The organism is Streptomyces sp. NPDC059443, from assembly GCF_042750105.1.
Classification (GTDB): Bacteria; Actinomycetota; Actinomycetes; order Streptomycetales; family Streptomycetaceae; genus Streptomyces.
Genome location: NZ_JBHYVM010000002.1, coordinates 268,255 through 288,814 on the forward strand (window position 1 = coordinate 268,255; position 20,560 = coordinate 288,814).

The following is a 20,560-nucleotide window of genomic DNA, read 5'->3' on the forward strand; positions in this document are numbered from 1 at the left end:
GGAAGCAGAGCTGATATCCACATCCCCTCACCCTTGTCCGGTGAGCGGCACACCGCTCACCGGACAGGGCCATACGGGTTACGAGGCTTCGCGCGCGGCCCCTGCCGACCTGCTACGAGACCTCGTACGGCTCCTCGTACATCCCCTCGATCAGGGCCCCGTACTTCTCCCGGACCACGCGTCGGCGCAGTTTCAGCGAGGGGGTCAGCTCCCCCGACTCCGGGCCCCACTCCTCGGTCAGCAGCCGGTAGCGCTTGATCTGTTCGGTGCGGTTGAGCCGGGCGTTGGCGGCCTCGACGGCGCGGGCGACCTCCTCCCGCACGGCCGGGTGCGCGGCGAGCTCGCCGGGCGTGGCGGCCTCGATCCCGCGGGCGGCGGCCCAAGCGGGGGCCAGTTCCGGGTCCAGGACGAGGAGGGCCACGAGATAGGAGCGGCCGTCGCCGTGCACCAGCGCCTGGCCGATCAGCGGGTGCTCCTTGACGGTGTTCTCCACCAGGGCCGGCGAAACGTTCTTGCCGGTGGAGGTGATGATCAGTTCCTTCTTGCGGTCGGTCAGCCAGAGGAACCCGTCCTCGTCGAGCCGGCCGATGTCCCCCGTCGGGAACCAGCCCTCCCCGTCGGAGGCGCTCTCCACCGACCCGTCCGGCCGCAGGTAGCCGCCGAAGACCGTGGCCCCGCGCGTGAAGATCTCCCCGTCCTCGGCGAGCCGCAGCTCCAGCCCCTCGATCGCCCGGCCCACCGAGCCCAGCCGGAATCCGTCCGGGCTGTTGACCGTGCACACCCCCGAGGTCTCGGTGAGCCCCCACGCGTCCATGATGGTGATCCCCCAGCCCGCCCAGAAGCGGACCACGTCGATCGGCATCGGCGCGGTGGCGCTCGCCGTCCAGACCAGGCGGTCCAGGCCCGCCAGGGCCAGCAGCGGATCCAGCACCCGCTCCTTCGCGGCGGCGTACGAGGCTTCGAGCCCCGCCGGGATCTCCTCGCCGCGCTCCCGGTGGCCCGCCCGGGCGCGCGCCAGGTCGTTGGCGGCTTCGATGGCGCGGCGCTGCTCCTCGGGGAGCCGCCCGAGCACCGCCCGTACGGAGGCGGCCAGCTTCTCCCACACCCGGGGCACGCCGAAGAACTGCACCGGGTGCAGCTCGCGCACCGCGACCGACACGGCGGCCGGGTCGGCGCACAGCCGGACGTGGGCGGCCCGCAGCAGCGGAAGGTATATCCCGAGGACCCGTTCGGCGATGTGCGCGAAGGGGAGGTAGCAGATGTGCTCGGCGTGCTCGGGCAGCTCGACGTTCCGGTCGAGCCGGACCGCCTGGAGCATGATGTTGCGGTGCGTGAGGCGGACGCCCTTGGGGTCTCCGGTGGTGCCCGAGGTGTAGACGACGGTCAGCGGATCCTCGGGGCGGGCCTCCTGCCAGGCCTTCTCGAAGGCCTCGGGGCGGTGGACGCGGGCGCCGCTCGCGTGCAGGGAGGCGTAGGTCCGGTGCGGGCCGGCCTCCGCGGCCTCGGCGACGACGAGCCGTTCCAGCGGGACCCCGGGGTCGGCGAGCAGCGGCTCCCACCGGGCCAGCTCGCGGGCGCCCTCGACCACGGCGAGCCGGGCCCGGCTGTGGCGGGCGATGTGGGCTATCTGCTCGGGCGCGGAGGTCCCGTAGACGGTGACGGGCACGGCCCCGAGGTGGACGAGGGCCAGATCGGTCAGCCAGTGCTCGGGGCGGTTGCCCATCATGAGCAGGACGTGCTCGCCGCGCTCGACGCCGAGGGCGGCGTAGCCGGAGGCGAGGACGGCGACCTCGCGGCGGACATCCGACCAGCTGAGGGTGGACCAGCCGGCGCCGTCCCGCCAGGAGAGGGCGGGGAGATCGCCGTGCTCGGCGGCGTTGCGTGCCAGCAGGACGGGGAGGGTCAGCTCTTCGGGAGGTGCGGGCAGTCGCAGTTCTGTGCTCATGGGCAGCTCCTGGCCGTTTCACATCGTTGGTGCGACAGCAATACTGTTGAACACGAACCGTGCTGATCAGAGAGCGAGGCGGAGACCATGACCACCCAGGCGCCCGAGCCGACTTCGCTCACCGTCGACGAGCTGGCGGCCAGGGCGGGCGTGACCGTCCGCACCGTACGGTTCTACAGCACCCGCGGCCTTTTGCCCCCTCCTGTTATCGGACCTCGTCGGGTGGGCCGGTACGGCCCGGAACACCTCTCCCGGCTGGCCCTGATCGAGGAGTTGCAGCACCAGGGCATGACCCTGTCGGCTTGTCAGCGCTACCTCGACGCCCTCCCCGACGACCTGAGCGCGCACGATCTGGCGATCCACCGGGCGCTGGTGGCGACTTGGGCGCCGGACGCGGCGCTGGAATCCTCGCTCGGGGAGCTGGAGAAGCGGGCCGGGCGGGCGCTGACGGAGACCGACATCCGGCGGCTGACGGCGATGAACGTGGTGACGCCGACCGCCGAGGGCTTCCGGGTGGACGTGGGGCTGCTGCGGCTCGGGGTCGCGCTGCTCGACGTACCGATCTCGCACGAGACGATCCTGGCCGCGCGCGATGTGCTGCTGGACCACGCGCGGACGGCGGCGCACCAGCTGACCGCGCTGTTCCGGGACGAGGTGTGGGGGCCGTTCACGGAGGGCGAGAGCGATCCGGAGCGGGTGGAGACGATGAAGGCGCTGTCCGCACACATGCAGCCGATGGTGGTGCAGGCCCTGGTGACGGCCTTCCAGCGGTCGCTGAAGGAGGAGTTGAAGGCCGCGTTCGCCCCGGAGGGGTAGGTTCTCGGTCATGGCGATCATCCACAGGACCACGATGAACCCCGGCAAGCTGGAGCTCCTTGCCGCCTGGCTGCCGGCCCAGCCCTGGTACCTCCCCACGGGGAGCGCACCGGACCTGGCCCGCGCGGGCGGCTTCCGGCTCGACGATCCGGAGGGAGAGGTGGGCATCGAATTCATGGTGGTCACCGACTCCTCGCGCGGCTCCGCGACCGCGTACCACGTCCCCGTCACCTACCGCGGCGCGCCGCTGGAGGGGGCGGAGGCCGGCCTGATCGGGACCTCCGAGCACGGGGAGCTCGGGCTCCGGTGGGTGTACGACGGCACGCACGACCCGGTGCTGGTGGAGCGGCTGCACGCGCTGTTCCGGGGCCTGGCCGAGCCGCAGGCGCAGAGCCTGAGCGACACCCCGGACCGCGAGGTCACCGCGCGGTACGAAGGGCCCGGCGTCCCGGGCGCCGAGGGCGGGCCGGAGCTCACCGTGGTCCGCGTGCTGAGCGACACCGCCGCGGCGGGACACCTCGGCGAGGTCATCGCGCACTGGACCACCCCGGACGGGGCCGCCCACCGGGGCGTGTTCGCCTCCCTCGACGCGCGCTGACCGGCGCCGACTTGAGCTGACCCGCGCCGGCCCGCTCCGCGCCGTCGCCCGGCCCCGGGATCCGGGGCCGGGCAACCGCCAGAGCGCGCTGCGCCCGCTCAGTCGGCGTACGTCTCGCCCCGCTCGGCCTTCGCCACCAGCGAGGCCGGCGGGGTGAACCGCTCCCCGTACTGCGCGGCCAACTCCCGCGCACGGGCCACGAATCCGGCGAGGCCGCCCTCGTAGCCGTTGATGTACTGGATCACGCCGCCGGTCCAGGCCGGGAAGCCGATGCCCATGATGGAGCCGATGTTGGCGTCGGCGTACGAGGTGAGGACGCCCTCGTCGAAGCAGCGGACGGTGTCCAGCGCCTCGGAGAAGAGCATCCGCTCCTTCATGTCGGTGAAGGGGATCTCGTACCCGGGCTCGGTGAAGTGCTCGCGCAGCCCCGGCCAGATCCCGGCGCGCTTGCCGCTCTCGTCGTACGCGTAGAAACCGCCGCCGCCGCTGCGCCCGGGGCGCCCGAACTCGTCGACCATCCGGTCGATGACGGTGTCGGCGGGGTGCTCCGCCCAGGCCCGGCCCTCGGCCTCGAAGGCCTTGCGGGTCTCGTTGCGGATCTTGCGGGGCAGGGTGAGCGTCAGCTCGTCCATCAGGGAGAGCACCTTGGCCGGGTACCCGGCCTGGGCCGCGGCCTGCTCGATGGAGGCGGGCTCGATGCCCTCGCCGACCATCGCGACGCCCTCGTTGATGAACTGGCCGATGACGCGCGAGGTGAAGAAGCCGCGCGAGTCGTTGACCACGATCGGGGTCTTGTTGATCTGGCGCACGAGGTCGAAGGCGCGGGCGATGGCCTCGTCGCCGGTCCGCTCCCCCTTGATGATCTCTACCAGCGGCATCTTGTCCACGGGCGAGAAGAAGTGCAGGCCGATGAAGTCCGCGGGGCGCGAAACCCCTTCCGCCAGGCCCGTGATGGGCAGCGTGGAGGTGTTCGAGCAGAGGAGCGCGTCGGGGGTGAGGAACTCCTGGATCTCCTGGAACACCTTGTGCTTGAGGGCGGTGTCCTCGAAGACGGCCTCGATGACGGCGTCGCAGCCCGCCAGGTCGGCGGGCTCGGCCGTCGGGGTGATCCGGGCCAGCAGCTCGGCGCGCTTGGCCTCGGTCGTACGGCCGCGGGAGAGCGCCTTGTCGAGCAGCTTCTCGGAGTACGCCTTGCCCTTGGCGGCGGCCTCGGGGGTGACGTCCTTGAGCACCACCTCGATGCCCGCGCGGGCGCATGAGTAGGCGATGCCCGCGCCCATCATCCCGGCGCCGAGGACGGCGACCTTGGTGACCTTGCGCGGGGCGATCCCCTGCGGGCGGCTGCGCCCGGCGTTGACGGCCTGGAGGTCGAAGAAGAACGCCTGGATCATGTTCTTGGCGGTCTGTCCGGTGACCAGCTCGGTGAAGTAGCGGGCCTCGATGGTCAGCGCGGTCTCGAAGTCCACCTGGGAGCCCTCGACGGCGCAGGCCAGGATGTTGCGCGGCGCCGGGTACGGGGCCCCGTTCAGCTGCTTCTTCAAGTTGGCCGGGAAAGCGGGGAGGTTGGCGGCGAACTTCGGGTGGGACGGGGTGCCGCCCGGGATGCGGTAGCCGGGGACGTCCCAGGGCTGCCTCGACTCCGGGTTCGCGTCGATGAAGGCGTGCGCCTTGGCGAGCATCTCCTCGGGCGTGGCGGCCAGTTCGTGGACCAGGCCGTTGTCCAGGGCGCGCTGGGGGCTGTACTGGGTCCCCTGGAGCAGCACCTTGAGCAGCGCGTCGGCGATGCCCATCAGGCGGACGGTGCGGGTGACGCCGCCGCCGGCCGGGAGCAGGCCGAGGGTGACCTCGGGCAGGCCGATCTTGGAGCCGAGGGCGTCGAGGGCCACACGGTGGTGGGAGGCCAGGCAGATCTCGTAACCGCCGCCCAGGGCCGCGCCGTTGATGGCGGCGACCACGGGCTTGCCGAGGGTCTCGATGCGGCGCAGCGAGCTCTTGATCTGGGTACCAGTGTCGAAGGCGAGCTGCGCGTGCTCCGGGCGCAGCCGGATCATGTCCTTGAGGTCTCCGCCGGCGAAGAAGGTCTTCTTGGCGGAGGTGAAGATGATGCCGCGGATGGAGTCCTTCTCGGCCTCGGCGCGGTCGGCGACGGCCGCGATGGAGTCCTTGAAGGCCTGGTTCATGGTGTTGGCGGACTGGTTGGGGTCGTCGAGGACGAGGGTGACGACGCCGGTCTCGTCCTGTTCCCAGCGGATCGTGGTGGACTCGCTCATTTTCGCTACTTCCGTGTCGGGGTGGGATCAGGGATCTGGGATCAGGACGGTTCAGAGGCGTTCGACGATGGTCGCGACGCCCATGCCGCCGCCGACGCAGAGGGTGACGAGCCCGTAGCGCTTGTCCTGGCGCTCCAGTTCGTCGACGACGGTGCCGAGGATCATCGCGCCGGTGGCGCCGAGCGGGTGGCCGAGCGCGATGGCGCCGCCGTTGACGTTGACCTTGTCGAGGGAGACGCCCATGTCCTTGACGAAGCGGAGCACGACGCCGGCGAAGGCCTCGTTGATCTCGATCAGGTCGATGTCGTCGATGCTCAGCCCGGCTTTGGCGAGGGCCTTGCGGGTGGCCGGGGCGGGGCCGGTGAGCATGATGGTGGGCTCGGAGCCGGAGACGGCGGCCGAGACGATCCGGGCGCGCGGGGTCAGGCCGTTGCGGGCGCCCGCCTCCCGGGAGCCGATGGCGACGAGCGAGGCGCCGTCGACGATGCCGGAGGAGTTGCCCGCGTGGTGGACGTGGTCGATCTTCTCGACCCAGTGGTACTTCTGCAGCGCGACGGCGTCGAAGCCGCCGAGGTCGCCGATGTCCGCGAAGGAGGGCTTGAGCCGGGCGAGGGTGTCGGCGGTGGTTCCGGGGCGGACGAACTCGTCGTGGTCCAGGACGATCAGGCCGTTGCGGTCGGTGACGGGGACCACGGACTTGGCGAAGCGGCCGTCCTTGATGGCGGCGGCGGCCCGCTCCTGGGACAGGGCGGCGTACTCGTCCACGTCGCGCCGGGAGAATCCCTCGATCGTGGCGATCAGGTCGGCGCCGATGCCCTGCGGGACGAAGTTGACGTCCCAGTTGGTCATCGGGTCGTTGAACCAGGCTCCGCCGTCCGAGGCCATCGGGACGCGGGACATGGACTCCACGCCGCCCGCCAGGACCAGGTCCTCCCAGCCGGAGCGGACCTTGGCCGCGGCCATGTTGACGGCCTCCAGGCCGGAGGCACAGAAGCGGTTCTCCTGTACGCCGGCCACGGTGTCCGGCAGCCCGGCCGCGATGGCCGCGATCCGGGCGATGTCGGAACCCTGGTCGCCGACCGGGCCGACGACGCCGAGCACGATGTCGTCGATGGTGGCGGGGTCCAGTCCGGGGTTGCGCTCGCGCAGGGCGTGGATGAGGCCGACGACCAGGTCGATCGGCTTGGTCCCGTGCAGGGAGCCGTTGGCCTTGCCGCGGCCGCGCGGGGTGCGGATCGCGTCGTATACGTAAGCTTCGGTGCTCACTGGTCAAGCCTTTCGGGGGTGCGGAGGCGAGGTCGGGGAGGGGTGCTTCGCGGCGGTCGGCCCGGCGGTGCCGGCGGTCAGCCCAGCAGGGAACGGCCGATGATCTCCTTCATGATCTCGGTCGTACCGCCGTAGATGGTCTGGATGCGGCCGTCGGTGAAGGCCCGCGCGACCCGGTATTCGGTCATGTATCCGTATCCGCCGTGCAGTTGCAGGCAGCGGTCGGCGACCCGCTTCTGGAGTTCGGTGGCCCACCACTTGGCCATCGAGGCGTGGACGTGGTCCAGCTCCCCGTTGGAGTGGTCGGTGATGCAGCGGTCGAGGAAGGTACGGGTGACCGCGCACTCGGTGGCCATCTCCGCGATCTCGAACCGGATGTGCTGGAGCTTGGAGAGCGGGCGCCCGAAGGCCTCGCGCTCCTTCACGTACTGCGTGGTGATCTCCAGCAGGTACTCGGCGGCCGCGATGCCCGCCATCGCGATGCCCATCCGCTCCTGCGCGAGGTTGGTCATCAGGTGGACGAAGGCTCCGTTGAGCTCCCCGAGCAGGTTCTCCTTCGGGACGCGCACGTCGTTGAAGAACAGCTCGGCGGTGTCCTGGGCCTTCTGGCCGATCTTGTCGAGGTTGCGGCCGCGCTCGAAGCCCTCCGTGCCGCGCTCGACGACCAGCAGCGACATGCCGTGCGCCCCGCCCTCGGGGGTGGTCCTGGCGACCACGATCACCAGGTCGGCCAGGATCCCGTTGGAGATGAAGGTCTTGGAGCCGTTGAGCACCCAGTGGTCGCCCGCGTCCTCGGCGGTGGTCCGGATGCCCTGGAGGTCGGAGCCCGCGCCCGGTTCGGTCATCGCGATGGCGGTGATGATCTCGCCCGAGCAGAAGCCGGGCAGCCAGCGGCGCTTCTGCTCCTCGGTGGACAGCGAGGTCAGGTACGGCCCGATGATGTCGTTGTGCAGGCCGATCGCCAGCCCGGCGGCGCCCGCCCGGGTGAATTCCTCGGCGATCACCGCCGCGTACCGGAAGTCGGTGTTCCCGCCGCCCCCGTACTCCTCCGGGACGGCCAGGCCCAGCAGCCCCTGCCGGCCGGCGGCCCGCCAGGCCTCGCGGCTGACGATCCCGTCCTTCTCCCACTGCTCGTAGTGCGGCAGCACCTCCTTGGCCAGGAAGGTGCGGACGGTCTCGCGGAACGCCTCGTGGTCGGCGTCGAAGAGCCGGCGTTTCATTTCGTGGGCCTCCTGGAGCCAGTTCTTGAGGGTTTCGGTGCGCCGGGCCGGCCCGGGCCGGCGGGCCTGACGTCGAGCATGCTCACTCCGCTCGGCCGTCCTTCCCCAGCAGGGCCGGTACGTCCCAGTCCGCCGCGACCGATGCGGTGTGCGCGCCCGGCAGCGCCGGGCCGCCCACGGCGGCGGCCGGGGTCGCGGAGAAGCGGGGCGCGGGGGCCGGCTGGGTGATCCCGGCGGCCTCCACGAAGGTGCCCCGGGCGGCCAGGTGCGGGTGGTGCGGGGCCTCGCGCAGCGAGAGCACCGGGGCCACGCAGGCGTCGGTGCCTTCGAAGACCGTCGTCCACTCCTCGCGGGTACGGGTCTTGAAGCGCGCGGCCACGGCCTCGCGGAGCTCGCCCCAGCGGGCCAGGTCCTTGCGGGCGGGGGCCTGGCCGGCGATGCCCAGGAGCTCCACGAAGGTGTCGTAGAACTGCTGCTCCAGCGCGCCGACCGCCATGTACCGGCCGTCGGAGGTCTCGTAGGTGCCGTAGAAGGGGCAGCCGCCGTCGAGGAGGTTGGCCCCGCGCCGGTCCTGCCAGCCGCCGGCCGCGACCATGCCGTGGATCATGGCGGTGAGGTGGGCGGTCCCGTCGACGATGGCCGCGTCCACGACCTGGCCCGCGCCGCCGGGGGTGCGGGCGTGCTGGAGGGCGGCGAGGACGCCGATGACCAGGTAGAGCGAGCCGCCCGCGTAGTCCCCGACCAGGTTGGCGGGGACGGCCGGGGGCTCGTCCGGGTTGCCGATCATCCCGAGGGCGCCGGTGACGGCGATGTACGCGATGTCGTGCCCGGCGGTGTGGGCGAGCGGGCCGTCCTGGCCCCAGCCGGTCATCCGGCCGTAGACCAGCTTGGGGTTGCGGGCGTGGCAGTCGGCCGGGCCGACGCCGAGCCGCTCGGCGACCCCGGGGCGGAAGCCCTCGATGAGCACGTCGGCGCGCTCGACCAGGTCCAGGACGCGGGCGGGGCCCTCGGCGGACTTCAGGTCGACGAGGACGGAGCGCTTGTTGCGGTTGGTGACGTCGTAGGCGGGATTGACCCCGAGGCCCCCGCCACCGGGGCGGTCGACCCGTACGACGTCGGCCCCCAGGTCGGCGAGGAGCATGGCGGCGAACGGGCCCGGCCCGATGCCCGCCAGCTCGACGACGCGCACGCCCGCGAGCGGGCCGCCGCCGCTCCCGGGAACGTACCCCGGCACGTCTCCTGGCACGTCTCCTGGCACGTTCCCTGTCACTGCCATCGAGCCCCCAGCATCCGGTGGCACCACTGCGGCCACGGTGTGACACAACTGATGTAACACCAGCGATGCTAGGAACCTGTTCCACTCAGCACAAGAGCAAGCGCTTAGTCGGTTGGCCCGTTTCGCGCGTCGAGTTCCTTCAGGTGCCGCTTGAGGGCGACCGTCCGGTAGCTCTCCTCCACCCACTCGCACAGCACCTCTACGGAGGGCGACGCCTTGTCCCCCAGCGGCACGCTGACCCAGCCCGCCTTCCCCAGCCCGTACCCGGTCGGCGCCGCTCCGGGCGCGGTCATGGCGTGGCCGTGCAGCGCCTCGTCCTTGAGCTTCACGGAGATTCCGGGCGGCTGCGGGCCGTCCGCGTTCCCGAGGAAGACGAAGATCTTCTTGTTGACCTTCACCACGCGGTCCTCGGGGCCCCAGGGGAACTCCTCCCCGGCCTCCGGCAGCCCTCGGGCGAACTCCCGGACCGCCTCCCACTTGCGCACCGCTGCCTTCACCGACGCCTCCGTCCGCCACTCACCCCGGGTCGCACGACCGCTCACCACGGGAGGCGCCCGCTCGCGCGGACAGCCGGTCTTCACGCTATGGCCTGCCGTCGGGACGCCGCCCGTTCGCCACGGATCACACCCGCCCGCACGGACGGCGGTCGCGGGCGCTAGCCTCAGCCACCACCGACACCACCCCCGACACCGACACCGCCCGGGAGGCGCCCGATGAACGCAAGTGTTCGACCCGAACCGCGCACCGCGGCACGGGAGTACGACATCGTGCTCTTCGGCGCCACCGGGTTCGTGGGCGCGCTCACCGCCGAGTACCTCGCCGCCCACGCCCCCGCCGACTGCCGGTGGGCCCTCGCGGGCCGCGACCTCGCCAAGCTGGAGCGGCTGCGCGAACGGCTCACCGCCCTCGATCCGCGCTGCGCGGACCTGCCGCTGCTGCGCGCCGACGCCCAGGACTCCGGCGCGCTGCGCGAACTGGCCGCCTCCACCCGGGTGCTGGCCACGACCGTGGGACCGTACGTCTGGTACGGGGCCGGACTCGTGGCCGCCTGCGCCGCGGCGGGCACCGACTACGCCGACCTCACCGGTGAGCCCGAGTTCGTGGACCGGATGTACGTCGAACACGACGCGCGGGCCCGCGAGACCGGCGCCCGGATCGTCCACGCCTGCGGCTTCGACTCGATCCCGGCCGACCTCGGTGCGTACTTCACCGTCGGACAGCTGCCGGCCGGGGTCCCGCTGAGCGTGGACGGGTTCCTGCGCTCCAACGCCCTCTTCTCGGGCGGCACGCTGACCACGCTGCTCACCGCGATGAGCCGCGGTCCGCAGAACCTGGCGGCCGCCCGCGCCCGCCGGCTGCACGAACCCCGGCTGCTGGGCCGGCGGGTACGGGGGCCCGTGGGCGCACCGCGCTTCAGCCGGGAGACCGGGGCGTGGGCACTGCCGCTGCCCACGCTGGACCCGCAGATCGTGGCCCGGTCGGCGGCCTCGCTGGAGCGGTACGGTCCGGACTTCCGCTACCGGCACTACGCCTCCGTCCGCCACCTCCCCGTGGCGGTGGGCGGTACGGCGGCGGTCGGCGCGACCGCCGCGCTCGCCCAGATCCCGCCGGTGCGCCAGTGGCTCGCGGACCGGTGGGAGCCCGGCCAGGGCCCGGACGCGGAGCGGCGGGCGCGCAGCTGGTTCACCGTGCGGTTCGTGGGCGAGGGCGGCGGGCGCCGGGTCTTCACCGAGGTCTCGGGCGGCGACCCGGGCTACGGGGAGACCGCGAAGATGCTGGCCGAGTCGGTGCTCTGCCTGGCCTACGACGCCCTGCCGGAGGTCTCCGGCCAGCTGACCACCGCGGTGGCCATGGGCGACGCCCTGCTGGACCGGCTCCAGAAGGCGGGCATCCGCTTCCGGGTGGCGTCCGCCGGCTGACGGCGGCGCGCACCCGGTGGTTCAACCGGTGGTTCAGCCGGTGGCCTCGCGCAGGGCGCGCCGGCACAGCGAGTCGGCGTGCCGGGTGGTCTCGGGGATCCGGAACCGGGGGCTGAGCGCGAGGGCGTGCGCGCAGGCGTTGTCCAGTGACACCCGGTGCCCGACGGATACGTAGACGGGCTTGATCCCGTCCTGGGTGCGCAGCGCCCGCCCGACGACATCGCCCTCGGCCGCGCGCAGCGGGGAGAACTCACCGCGCCGGGCGCCCGGTTCCCCGTAGGTGAAGGTGAACGGGTTCTTCGCGACACCGATGGCGGGGAGCCCCGTGACCACGCCGAGGTGGCAGGCGAGGCCGAAGCGGCGCGGGTGGGCGAGCCCGTAGCCGTCGCAGACGACGAGGCCGGGCGTGACGGTCAGCGCGTCCAGTGCGGCGAGTACGGTCGGCAGTTCGCGGAAGGCGAGCAGCCCGGGCACGTAGGGGAAGCTGACGCGGCCCACGGAGGTGGATTCCTCCACGACTTCGAGGGTGGCGCCGTCCAGGACCACGGCCGCGGCGGCGACCAGGTCGCGCTCGTCGTCGTAGGCGACGTCCACACCTGCGATCAGCCCGGCGCCGGGCGGCGGCCCGGTCTCGGTCAGCACCACGCGTCCGCGCAGTTCGTCCTGTATCGCCTCGGCCTCGGCCTCGTCTGCGGGCATCTTCGCACTCGTCATAGTGGTGCGAGAGTAGCCTGGCGATCATGTTCGTCATGGAGCTCACCTACACCGCGCCCATCGAAGCCGTCGAAGAAGAGATGGACGCGCACATCGCCTGGCTGGACGGCTATTACGCCGCCGGCATCTTCCTCGCCTCGGGCCGCAAGGTCCCGCGCGACGGCGGCATGATCCTGGCCGGCGGGGTCTCCCGGGCGGAGATCGAGAAGATCGCCGCCCAGGACCCCTTCACGGTGGCGGGCGTCTGCGCCTACCGCATCACCGAATTCATCGCGACGAAGACCTCGGCGGACCTGTCGACGGTCCGGGAGAACCCGGCGCTCTAGGTCGTCCCTTTCGGCCTAACCGACGGGACCGCCCCACGGGACCGGAGCGAATCCATCCGCGTTCCGGCGGACTTCCACGGCGCCCGTGCCGCCGAAGTGCGCCGGGACCACCAACTCCCTCTGGTCGGCGGCGCGTTCGAGAATGCGCCGGCGGCTCGATGCCGCCGCCCGCGGGTCCAGGCAGAAGCAGCTGTTGCAGGCGGGGTCCAGGATCTGCACCGGGCTGTGCAGGAGGTCGCCGACGAAGACCGCGCGGTCGCCGCCGGAGGCGAGCCGCAGCACGCAGGAGCCGGGGGTGTGGCCGGGGGCGGCTTCCAGGGTGAGGTGTTCGTCGATCCGGTGGGCGCCTTCCCACAGCACGGCCTGCCCGGCCCGGTGGACGGGGGCGATGCTGTCCTCGTAGATCAGCCGGTCGTCCTCGCGGAGGCCGTTCCCGTACGCGTTGCCGGGGCCGAAGTGGAAGTCGTCCGCGGCCGGGATGAGGTACTGGGCGTTGGGGAACGTCGGCACCCACTCCCGCCCCTCCCCCGCACCCCCGACGCCGACGGTGTTCCAGCCGACGTGGTCGCCGTGGACGTGGGTGTTGACGACGACGTCCACGTCCTCGGGCCGGACGCCGGCCCGGGCCAGGCTGCCGAGGAAGTCGCCCTGCCGGTGGTGGAACAGCGGCGAGCCGGGCCGCTCCCGCCCGTTGCCCACGCCGGTGTCCACCAGGACGGTCCGTCCGCCGCTGCGCAGGACCCAGGTCTGGAGTGCGAGCACCGCCCTGCCGGTGTCCGGTTCCCAGTGGTCCGGCGCCAGCCAGTCCTCGTTGTCCTTCCAGGTCCGGGCCGCCGAGTCCGGTACGAGGTCACGGGCCGGGGTGAAGGCCCCGCGCCACTCCACGACCCTGCTGACCTCGACATCGCCCAGGACGATGCTCTGCTCGCTCTCGCTACTAGTCATGTCCTCGACCCTAGGGAGGGCGAGGTGAGCGGATCAATGCTCATTCAGCTCATCTGAATGCTTGAAGCTCTCAGTATTGATGGTCAGTATTGAGGGTGCGGATACCCTGGCGCGATGGATGTGGTGAGCGACGCGATCTCCGCCGTGCGCATCGGGCGGCCCTCCTCCAACCGGGTGCGGGTCGATGGCACCTGGTGCGCCCGGTTCGCCCCGTACGAGGGCGCGGGCTTCCACGTGGTGATGGAGGGCAGCTGCTGGCTGCTGCCCGACGGCGGGACGCCGATCACCCTCGGCGCCGGTGACGCGGTGCTCCTGCCGCACGGGGCGGGACACGTGATCGCCGATTCCGCCGCCGACGCGGCGACCGTGGCGCAGGCGGTGCCGTTCGAGCGCTGGGCCGACGCGGGACAGTCGCGCCGACCCCCGGGCGCCTCCCGTGAGGTGGAGATGCTGTGCGGCAAGTACCGGCTCGACCGAAGCCGCGCGCACCCGCTCATGCAGGAGCTCCCGGAGGTCGTCCACCTGCCGAACCGGGTCGGCGTCAACCTCGAACTCCGCTCCGCCATCGACCTGTTGGGGCGCGAGCTGGACGGGCGGCGGCCCGGCGCCTGCATCGCCGTCCCGAGCCTGCTCGACCTGCTCCTCGTCTACATGATCCGCTCCTGGCTGACCGGAGGCGCGGCCGGCGGCGCCCCGGCCGGGGCGTGGCCGGCCGTGCTCGGCGACCCGGTGACCGCCGCCGCGCTGCGCGCCCTGCATTCGGACCCGGCGGCCCCGTGGACCAATGACCTACTGGCCGCCGAGGCGGGCGTCTCCCGCCCGACCCTGGCGCGCCGCTTCGGGACCCTCGTGGGCCGGTCCCCGATGGCGTACCTGACCTGGTGGCGCCTGACCTACGCCGCCGCCCTGCTCCGCGACACCCCGGACTCACTGGCCACGATCGCCGGCCGGGTCGGCTACGGGACCCCGTACGCCCTCTCGCACGCCTTCAACAGGGAGTTCGGGACCACGCCGGGGCGCTACCGCACCGGACGGTGAGCCGCCTTGCGCTTGTGGAGTGAGCGGGAACCAGCCTTACTGTGACCACTCCGGAGCCCGCGGGCAGGGCCGGGGACCCGGCGCCCCCGTCACCCTGTGCGATCACACAGAAAGGATCAGGCCATTCGGTGACACAGCTCACGCAACCGCGCGTGCACTGAATCGCCGTTTCCGGCGTCTATCCCGTTGCCGGGTCCGACCCCACAACCCGGCACCTGATCCGCCGCAAGGGAGCGAGCCTTGATCACTGTCATCGAGCAGGCCGTGCAGGCCCGACTGGTCGCCACCGCGCCGAAGGTCGACACCGTACCGGTTACGTTCTGCTACGACCGGGCCGATCCCTTCGCCGTCCGCATGGCCTTCCCCGCGCCCGCCACCCTGGAGGGCGTCGAGGTCTCGTGGACCTTCTCGCGCGAGCTGCTGGAGGCCGGACTCGACCGCCCGGCCGGCTGCGGGGACGTGCGGGTGCGCCCGTACGACGCCGACCGGACCACCGTGGAGTTCCACGCCCCCGAGGGCGTCGCGATCGTGCTGATGGTGACGGCCGACCTGCACCGGTTCCTGGAACGGGCCGCGACGATCGTGCCGCCCGGCCTGGAACACCTGTACCTCGACATGGACCAGAGTCTCGCCGAGCTGATGCGCGACTCCTGCTGAGCGCGCCGCGCCGCTCCCCTTCCCGTTCCCGCTAATTCGTTTGCGGGCGGCTCCCGCCCGCCCGTAGCTTCGTAGACGCCCCATCGCCGTCGAAACGGAGCAGGACGTTGCTCTTCTGAGGTCCGAGACACCGACCACCGTCAGGCCATCGCCCACGGCCGGCTGTCTCCCCGCGTTGCACTCACCACTCACGCAACCTGGAGGCCTCCATGAGTCCTGCTCCCTCATTCATCACCTGCTCCGACCTGTCCTTCACCTGGCCCGACGGAACCCCCGTCTTCGACGGCTTCCAGCTGGCGGTCGGACCCGGCCGCACCGGCCTGATCGGGCTCAACAGCTGCGGGAAATCCACCCTGCTCAAACTCATGGCCGGCGAACTGGCCGCTTCTGACGGTCAGTTGACCATCGCCGGGACGGTCGGCCACCTCCCGCAGACCGTCACCCTCGACACCGCCCTACGGGTGGACGAGGCCCTCGGCATCCGCGCCACCCGGGCCGCCCTGCACGCCATCGAGGCGGGCGAGGCCACGGAGGCGAACTTTGCGGCCGTCGCGGACGACTGGGACGTGGAGGAAAGGGCCCTGGCCACGCTCGATCAGCTCGGGCTCGGTCGGATCGGGCTCGACCGCACCGTCGGCGAACTGTCGGGAGGTGAAGGCGTGTTGCTGCGCCTGGCCGCCCTGTTGCTGGCCCGTCCGGACGTTCTACTGCTGGACGAGCCGACCAACAATCTCGACCTGCGGGCACGGCGCCGGCTGTACGCCGCCGTCGAGTCCTGGTCCGGGGTGACGGTCCTGGTCAGTCACGACCGGGAGCTGCTGGAGCGGGTCGATCAGATCGCCGACCTCCGGGACGGCGAAGTGCGCTGGTACGGCGGCAACTTCACGGAGTACGAGGAGATGCTCGCGGCCGAGCAGGAGTCGGCCGAACGGCTGGTCCGGGTGGCCGAGGCCGACGTACAGCGCCAGAAACGGGAACTGGCCGACGCACACGCCAAATTGGCCCGGCGCAAGCGGTACGGCCAGAAGATGAACGACAACAAGCGCGAGCCGAAGATCGTCATGGGCGCCCGCAAGCGCGCGGCTCAGGAATCGGCCGGCAAGCACCGCATCATGCACACCGAGAAGCTGGCGCAGGCCAGGGAACGGCTCGACCACGCGGTCGAGGCGGTACGGGACGACGCCGAGATCCGGATCGAACTCCCCGCCACCCGGGTCCCGCCGGGCCGGCGCGTGCTCACCCTGAGCGAGCTGCGCCCGGTCCACGGAGCCGGGGTGGCGGGCGAGTGGGAGCTGCGCGGTCCGGAACGGATCGCACTGGTGGGCCGCAACGGCTCGGGGAAGACGACCCTGCTGCGGACGATCGCCGGGGAACTGGCCCCGGTGTCGGGCGAGTCGAAGACGCACGTGCCGACGCGGCTGCTGCCGCAGCGGCTCGACCTGCTGGACGACGACCGCTCGGTCGTGGAGAACGTGGCGCACTTCGCCCCGCACGCCACGAACAACCTGATCCGGGCCCGGCTCGCGCACTTCCTGTTCCGGGGCGCCCGGGCGGACCGGGCGGCCGGCACCCTGTCGGGCGGCGAGCGGTTCCGGGCGACGCTGGCCGCACTGCTGCTCGCGGAGCCCGCTCCGCAGCTGCTGATGCTGGACGAGCCGACGAACAATCTGGACCTGGCGAGCGCCAAGCAGCTGACGGACGCGCTGGATTCCTACGAGGGCGCGCTCCTGGTCGCCAGCCATGACGTGCCGTTCCTGGAGTCGATCGGCATCACGCGGTGGCTGCTGCTCGACGACGCCGGGGGCGCCGATGGCGGCGGCGGTGGGATGCGGCCGACCACGGCCGAGGAGGTCCGGGAGTCGCTGTGGCACCTGTGAGGCGGGCGCCGGCCTAACCCGACACCGGCGACCGAAGCGGCAGCGGGAGCGGGAGTAAGGCCCAGGACTTGGTGCCCCCCATGGCGGTGAGGACGGGGGTGAGCCCCCAGTCCCCGCCGCACGCCTCGACGACCGCCGAGAGCAGCCACATCCCGCGGCTGCGCCGCCGCCTGCACTCCTCGCTCGCCTCGGGCGAGGAGTGCGCCGGGTGCTGGTCGTAGACGACGATCCTGAGCGCGTCGAACTGCCAGCGCACCTTGAGCATCATCTCCTTGTCCGGTGTGAACCGGTGTGCGCAGGTGACGAGTTCGGAGACGGCGAGGGCCGCGGTGTCGCACAGGTCGGGCAGCCCGTGCCGGGTGAGCAGGGACCGTACGGCGCCCCGGGCGCTGCCCGCGCAGTAGGCGCCGCCGGGGAGGCCTATGGAGTAGCTCAGTTTCTCCGCCTCGGGCGGGACCTGCCGGAACTCGTGGACCGACCGCAGGCCGCGGAGAGTGCCCGTCATCGTGCTGCTCCAAGGTTCTGAATGCGTGGGGCCTGAGGACCGCGGCCCGATCAAGAGCCGTGTGGTCATACGCCCCGTGATCAAAGCCGTGGTCACAGCCGTGGTCATACAAGACCTCAAGGTCGCCCCGTGTGAGACTTGCGCTACCGACCGTAGCGCAACGTGGTGCACAGTGCTACTACTTGTATGACGACTTGATGTTTTCTCATGGCATTTCCGGACTCGTGGCGGGTTTCCCGCATGCCCCACGACCGGAGGAGAGGGGACCCGTGCCACCGAGGAGTACGCCGACCGCGCGACAGCAGCGCCTGGGCTCCGAGCTGCGCAGACTCCGCGAACAGTCGGGCACGTCGGTGCAGCAGGCCGCCGCGCTCCTGGGCGTGGACCGCACCCGGATCCCGAACATCGAATCCGGCCGGATCGCCATCAGCGCCGAGCGCGTCCGCACCCTCGCGTTCAACTACGACTGCCCCGACACCGGGCTGGTCGACCTGCTGGCCTCGATGGCGCAGGAGCGGGACAAGGGGTGGTGGGAGCAGCACCGGGGGATGCTGCCGCCCGCGCTCCTGGACATCTGCGAACTCGAACACCACTCGGTCGAGTTGCACACCGCCGTGACCACGCACATACCCGGGCTGCTGCAGACCGAGGCACACGCGCGGGCCGTCTTCGACACCGCCGACCCGCCGCTGCCCGAGCCGGACCTCCAGTCCCGGCTGGCGCTCCGGATGCAGCGCCAGCAGGTGTTCGGGCGCGAGGCGCCGCCGCTGTACGAGGCGGTCGTGCACGAGGCCGCGCTGCGGATGCAGTTCGGCGGCCCCAAGGTGGCCCGGGCACAGCTGGAGCACATATTGGAACAGTCGGAGCGGGCGCGTACGACGGTGCGCGTGATTCCGTTCACCGCCGGCGGCTTCCCCGGCGCCGGCCAGTCCTTCACGTACGCCGCGGCCGCGATCGGCGAGCTGGACACCGTACAGCTGGACAGTTCGCACGGCTCGATGTTGCTGGATTCGCAGATGAAGCTGCTCCGCTACCGCGGGCTGCTGGAGCGACTGCGCTCGCTGGCGCTGCCGGCCTCCGGGTCCCGCGAGTTCATCCACGCCATCGCGCAGAGCCTCTGACCGGCTGACCGGCTGACTGACCACCTGACCGGATCCGAAGAGGAGACGAGAGAACGACATGAGCGCGACCACCACACCCACGGCTGCTCCGGCGACGGCGCCGGCGGCCACCCCGGCGGCGCCCGGCATCGCGTGGGACGAGGCCTTCTGCAGCGAGGGCGCGAACTGTTTCCGCTTCGGGCTCGACGCCGAGGGGAAGGCCTACATCGGCACCACGGAGTCCGCCGCGTACGTCACCGACTCGATCGACGCCCTCCGCGCACTCATCTCCGCCGTCAAGGCGGGAGCCGCGGACCACCTGCTCGCGTGACTTTGGACCCTCCGAAACCCCTTCTGAGCCCTTTCAAACTGCGCAGATAACGGGACGTAACCGGACAGATGTCCGGGTGGGGCTTGGCTGGCCTTGATGTCGCGCTTAACCTACGACTCCGTAGGCTACGGAACCGTAGGTAATTCGCTTTGCACTCAGGAGCACCCGTGACGATCACCTCTCCCCACCTCGGCAGCTCGGAGGCGTGGACGGACGCCAAGCTGCTGTTCGCGCTGGAAGAGGTGGTCGAGAAGGAACTCAACCGCCATCTGAAGGTCACCAAGGACTGGATGCCCCACGAGTACGTTCCGTGGAGCGACGGCCGCAACTTCCCCGGCTTCTTCGAGGACGGCGAAGCCTGGGACCCGGCGCAGTCCAAGGTCACCGAGATCGGCAAGATCGCGCTCGTCGTGAACCTGCTCACGGAGGACAACCTCCCCAGCTACCACCACGAGATCGCGTCCCTTTTCGGCCGCAACGGCGCGTGGGGCACCTGGGTGCACCGCTGGACCGCCGAAGAGGGCCGCCACGGCATCGTGATGCGCGACTACCTGCTGGCCTCGCGCGCCGTGGACCCGGACAAGCTGGAAGCATTCCGGATGCAGCACATGTCGGAGGGTTTCGAGTCCGACAACCGCCACTCGATGCTCCACTCCGTGGCGTACGTGGCCTTCCAGGAACTCGCGACCCGCATCTCGCACCGCAACACCGGCCACCAGTCCGGTGACCCGGTCTGCGACCGCATGCTGGCGCGCATCGCGCAGGACGAGAACCTGCACATGGTCTTCTACCGCAACCTGCTGGGCGCGGCCTTCGAGATCGCCCCGGACCTGACGATGCAGGCCGTACGGGACGTCGTGGTCGACTTCCGGATGCCCGGACACGGGATGCCCGGCTTCGAGCGGATGGCCGCGCAGATGGCGATCGGCGGGGTCTACAACCTGCGGATCCACCACGACGACGTGCTGAGCCCCGTGATCCGCTTCCTGAAGATCATGGAGATCGACGGTCTCGGCCCGGAGGGCCAGAAGGCCCAGGAAGAGCTCGGGCTCTTCATGAACGGCCTGGACTCCGAGGCCCGCAAGTTCGACGAGCGCCTGGCCGCCCGCGCGGCGCGCATCGCGGCCCGCAAGGCCTGACGGCCACAGCCGCCACAGCTGTACGTGACGCGGAACCCCGGCAGAGCGGCGCTCTGGCGGGGGTCCGCCGCGGGCCCCGCGGGCCCCCGGGGCCCCGCCCGGGGGGTAAAAACAAAAACCAGCCCCCCCCAGCCCCCCCCCCCCCCACACCCCCCCCCCCCCCCCCCCCCCCCGCGCGCCGCCCGGGGGGGGGGCCCCCCCCTCGTCCGCGTCGTCCGCGTGTTCCGCGTCAGGTGCGGCGGCCCCGCTCAGGGCCGGAGCGGCGGGCGCAGGGCCTGGCGCTCGGATTCCGAGAGGCCGCCCCAGACGCCGAAGCGCTCGTCGTTGGACAGCGCGTACTCAAGGCAGGCCTTCCGACCCTCACACGCCCCGCAGAGCCGCTTCGCGTCGCGCAGCGAGGAGCCGGGCTCCGGGAAGAAGAATCCCGGGCCCGTCTGAGCGCACAGCGCGAGCTCGTACCAGGCGGGGGCGGGGGCGGCGGCGGTGAGGGTTGCGGTGGTGTTCATCGACATGCCGCAGAGCCTGGTCGGCGGCGATGGACGTCTCATCAACGACTGATCAACACCGTTCACGCACGAAGTCCCCCTCGCAGAGTGCACGACCGTGCGTTCGATGAGT

Annotated in this window: 20 protein-coding genes; 10 read left to right on the plus strand and 10 right to left on the minus strand. The window is 71.6% G+C overall.

What is annotated here, in order from left to right; all coding sequences use genetic code 11:
- Positions 1-112 precede the first annotated feature (112 nt).
- On the minus strand, positions 113-1,945 hold the full coding sequence (locus tag ACFXDJ_RS02910; RefSeq protein WP_384656087.1) for an AMP-dependent synthetase/ligase: 1,833 nt from the start codon (positions 1,943-1,945) through the stop codon (positions 113-115).
- 87 nt (positions 1,946-2,032) lie between these two features.
- On the opposite strand from ACFXDJ_RS02910, the gene ACFXDJ_RS02915 reads away from it, so the two are divergent.
- On the plus strand, positions 2,033-2,761 hold the full coding sequence (locus ACFXDJ_RS02915; protein WP_384656085.1) for a MerR family transcriptional regulator: 729 nt from the start codon (positions 2,033-2,035) through the stop codon (positions 2,759-2,761).
- 10 nt (positions 2,762-2,771) lie between these two features.
- Positions 2,772-3,359, plus strand: a complete 588-nt coding sequence (locus tag ACFXDJ_RS02920) for a 1,4-alpha-glucan branching protein (protein ID WP_384656082.1) — start codon at positions 2,772-2,774, stop codon at positions 3,357-3,359.
- A gap of 98 nt (positions 3,360-3,457) precedes the next feature.
- Here the strand turns inward: ACFXDJ_RS02920 and ACFXDJ_RS02925 are convergent, their stop codons facing one another.
- From ACFXDJ_RS02925 to ACFXDJ_RS02945, 5 genes are all read right to left on the minus strand, one after another.
- Complete coding sequence (locus tag ACFXDJ_RS02925; RefSeq protein ID WP_384656079.1) at positions 3,458-5,629, minus strand: 3-hydroxyacyl-CoA dehydrogenase NAD-binding domain-containing protein; 2,172 nt, start codon at positions 5,627-5,629, stop codon at positions 3,458-3,460.
- A gap of 51 nt (positions 5,630-5,680) precedes the next feature.
- The gene (locus ACFXDJ_RS02930) at positions 5,681-6,895 is read right to left on the minus strand and encodes an acetyl-CoA C-acetyltransferase (protein WP_384656076.1); all 1,215 of its coding nucleotides are present in this window, start codon (positions 6,893-6,895) and stop codon (positions 5,681-5,683) included.
- 77 nt (positions 6,896-6,972) lie between these two features.
- Positions 6,973-8,115 (minus strand): acyl-CoA dehydrogenase family protein, encoded by a 1,143-nt coding sequence (locus tag ACFXDJ_RS02935; protein ID WP_384656073.1) that lies wholly within the window; start codon positions 8,113-8,115, stop codon positions 6,973-6,975.
- 82 nt (positions 8,116-8,197) lie between these two features.
- Positions 8,198-9,451 (minus strand): CaiB/BaiF CoA transferase family protein, encoded by a 1,254-nt coding sequence (locus ACFXDJ_RS02940; protein WP_384847562.1) that lies wholly within the window; start codon positions 9,449-9,451, stop codon positions 8,198-8,200.
- A 44-nt stretch (positions 9,452-9,495) separates the two neighbouring features.
- Positions 9,496-9,888: an MmcQ/YjbR family DNA-binding protein gene (locus ACFXDJ_RS02945; protein WP_384847565.1), complete on the minus strand. Its 393-nt coding sequence runs from the start codon at positions 9,886-9,888 to the stop codon at positions 9,496-9,498.
- A 216-nt stretch (positions 9,889-10,104) separates the two neighbouring features.
- Between ACFXDJ_RS02945 and ACFXDJ_RS02950 the strand changes: the two genes are divergently transcribed.
- Positions 10,105-11,310, plus strand: coding sequence for a saccharopine dehydrogenase family protein (locus ACFXDJ_RS02950; protein WP_384656064.1), 1,206 nt, complete (start codon positions 10,105-10,107; stop codon positions 11,308-11,310).
- Between the two features lie 33 nt (positions 11,311-11,343).
- Here the strand turns inward: ACFXDJ_RS02950 and ACFXDJ_RS02955 are convergent, their stop codons facing one another.
- Positions 11,344-12,024, minus strand: a complete 681-nt coding sequence (locus tag ACFXDJ_RS02955; RefSeq protein WP_384847568.1) for an endonuclease V — start codon at positions 12,022-12,024, stop codon at positions 11,344-11,346.
- 26 nt (positions 12,025-12,050) lie between these two features.
- On the opposite strand from ACFXDJ_RS02955, the gene ACFXDJ_RS02960 reads away from it, so the two are divergent.
- Positions 12,051-12,350, plus strand: coding sequence for a YciI family protein (locus ACFXDJ_RS02960; RefSeq protein WP_384656059.1), 300 nt, complete (start codon positions 12,051-12,053; stop codon positions 12,348-12,350).
- A gap of 15 nt (positions 12,351-12,365) precedes the next feature.
- On the opposite strand, the gene ACFXDJ_RS02965 is transcribed toward ACFXDJ_RS02960, so the two are convergent.
- On the minus strand, positions 12,366-13,295 hold the full coding sequence (locus tag ACFXDJ_RS02965; RefSeq protein WP_384847571.1) for an MBL fold metallo-hydrolase: 930 nt from the start codon (positions 13,293-13,295) through the stop codon (positions 12,366-12,368).
- 114 nt (positions 13,296-13,409) lie between these two features.
- On the opposite strand from ACFXDJ_RS02965, the gene ACFXDJ_RS02970 reads away from it, so the two are divergent.
- From ACFXDJ_RS02970 to ACFXDJ_RS02980, 3 genes are all read left to right on the plus strand, one after another.
- Entirely contained in the window at positions 13,410-14,333 is a 924-nt protein-coding gene (locus ACFXDJ_RS02970; RefSeq protein ID WP_384847574.1) for an AraC family transcriptional regulator, read from the plus strand.
- Positions 14,334-14,573: 240 nt separating this feature from the next.
- Entirely contained in the window at positions 14,574-14,990 is a 417-nt protein-coding gene (locus ACFXDJ_RS02975) for an SsgA family sporulation/cell division regulator (protein WP_384847576.1), read from the plus strand.
- Positions 14,991-15,199: 209 nt separating this feature from the next.
- A complete protein-coding gene (locus ACFXDJ_RS02980) occupies positions 15,200-16,867 on the plus strand; it encodes an ABC-F family ATP-binding cassette domain-containing protein (protein WP_384847578.1) in 1,668 nt (555 codons plus the stop codon).
- Positions 16,868-16,880: 13 nt separating this feature from the next.
- Here ACFXDJ_RS02980 and ACFXDJ_RS02985 read toward each other — a convergent pair whose 3' ends face one another.
- A complete protein-coding gene (locus tag ACFXDJ_RS02985) occupies positions 16,881-17,372 on the minus strand; it encodes an ATP-binding protein (RefSeq protein WP_384656044.1) in 492 nt (163 codons plus the stop codon).
- 269 nt (positions 17,373-17,641) lie between these two features.
- Between ACFXDJ_RS02985 and ACFXDJ_RS02990 the strand changes: the two genes are divergently transcribed.
- The 3 genes from ACFXDJ_RS02990 to ACFXDJ_RS03000 all read left to right on the plus strand — a co-directional run bounded on the left by ACFXDJ_RS02990 (position 17,642) and on the right by ACFXDJ_RS03000 (position 19,942).
- Positions 17,642-18,493 carry a helix-turn-helix domain-containing protein gene (locus ACFXDJ_RS02990; RefSeq protein WP_384656042.1) on the plus strand — a complete coding sequence of 284 codons (852 nt, stop codon included), beginning with the start codon at positions 17,642-17,644 and terminating at the stop codon, positions 18,491-18,493.
- A 58-nt stretch (positions 18,494-18,551) separates the two neighbouring features.
- Entirely contained in the window at positions 18,552-18,803 is a 252-nt protein-coding gene (locus ACFXDJ_RS02995) for a hypothetical protein (protein ID WP_384656039.1), read from the plus strand.
- Positions 18,804-18,970: 167 nt separating this feature from the next.
- Positions 18,971-19,942 carry an acyl-ACP desaturase gene (locus tag ACFXDJ_RS03000; protein WP_384656037.1) on the plus strand — a complete coding sequence of 324 codons (972 nt, stop codon included), beginning with the start codon at positions 18,971-18,973 and terminating at the stop codon, positions 19,940-19,942.
- Positions 19,943-20,190: 248 nt separating this feature from the next.
- On the opposite strand, the gene ACFXDJ_RS03005 is transcribed toward ACFXDJ_RS03000, so the two are convergent.
- Positions 20,191-20,454: a WhiB family transcriptional regulator gene (locus ACFXDJ_RS03005; protein ID WP_384663882.1), complete on the minus strand. Its 264-nt coding sequence runs from the start codon at positions 20,452-20,454 to the stop codon at positions 20,191-20,193.
- Between the last annotated feature and the right edge of the window lie 106 nt (positions 20,455-20,560).

Bases quoted from the DNA above. Each gene is read 5' to 3' on its own strand.
- ACFXDJ_RS02970 (WP_384847574.1), top strand. From the start codon at position 13,410: ATGGATGTGGTGAGCGACGCGATCTCCGCCGTGCGCATCGGGCGGCCC.
- ACFXDJ_RS02925 (WP_384656079.1), bottom strand. From the start codon at position 5,629: ATGAGCGAGTCCACCACGATCCGCTGGGAACAGGACGAGACCGGCGTC.
- ACFXDJ_RS02980 (WP_384847578.1), top strand. From the start codon at position 15,200: ATGAGTCCTGCTCCCTCATTCATCACCTGCTCCGACCTGTCCTTCACC.
- ACFXDJ_RS02955 (WP_384847568.1), bottom strand. From the start codon at position 12,024: ATGACGAGTGCGAAGATGCCCGCAGACGAGGCCGAGGCCGAGGCGATA.
- ACFXDJ_RS02985 (WP_384656044.1), bottom strand. From the start codon at position 17,372: ATGACGGGCACTCTCCGCGGCCTGCGGTCGGTCCACGAGTTCCGGCAG.
- ACFXDJ_RS02920 (WP_384656082.1), top strand. From the start codon at position 2,772: ATGGCGATCATCCACAGGACCACGATGAACCCCGGCAAGCTGGAGCTC.
- ACFXDJ_RS02950 (WP_384656064.1), top strand. From the start codon at position 10,105: ATGAACGCAAGTGTTCGACCCGAACCGCGCACCGCGGCACGGGAGTAC.
- ACFXDJ_RS02995 (WP_384656039.1), top strand. From the start codon at position 18,552: ATGAGCGCGACCACCACACCCACGGCTGCTCCGGCGACGGCGCCGGCG.
- ACFXDJ_RS02965 (WP_384847571.1), bottom strand. From the start codon at position 13,295: ATGACTAGTAGCGAGAGCGAGCAGAGCATCGTCCTGGGCGATGTCGAG.
- ACFXDJ_RS02915 (WP_384656085.1), top strand. From the start codon at position 2,033: ATGACCACCCAGGCGCCCGAGCCGACTTCGCTCACCGTCGACGAGCTG.
- ACFXDJ_RS02910 (WP_384656087.1), bottom strand. From the start codon at position 1,945: ATGAGCACAGAACTGCGACTGCCCGCACCTCCCGAAGAGCTGACCCTC.
- ACFXDJ_RS02935 (WP_384656073.1), bottom strand. From the start codon at position 8,115: ATGAAACGCCGGCTCTTCGACGCCGACCACGAGGCGTTCCGCGAGACC.
- ACFXDJ_RS02960 (WP_384656059.1), top strand. From the start codon at position 12,051: ATGTTCGTCATGGAGCTCACCTACACCGCGCCCATCGAAGCCGTCGAA.
- ACFXDJ_RS03005 (WP_384663882.1), bottom strand. From the start codon at position 20,454: ATGTCGATGAACACCACCGCAACCCTCACCGCCGCCGCCCCCGCCCCC.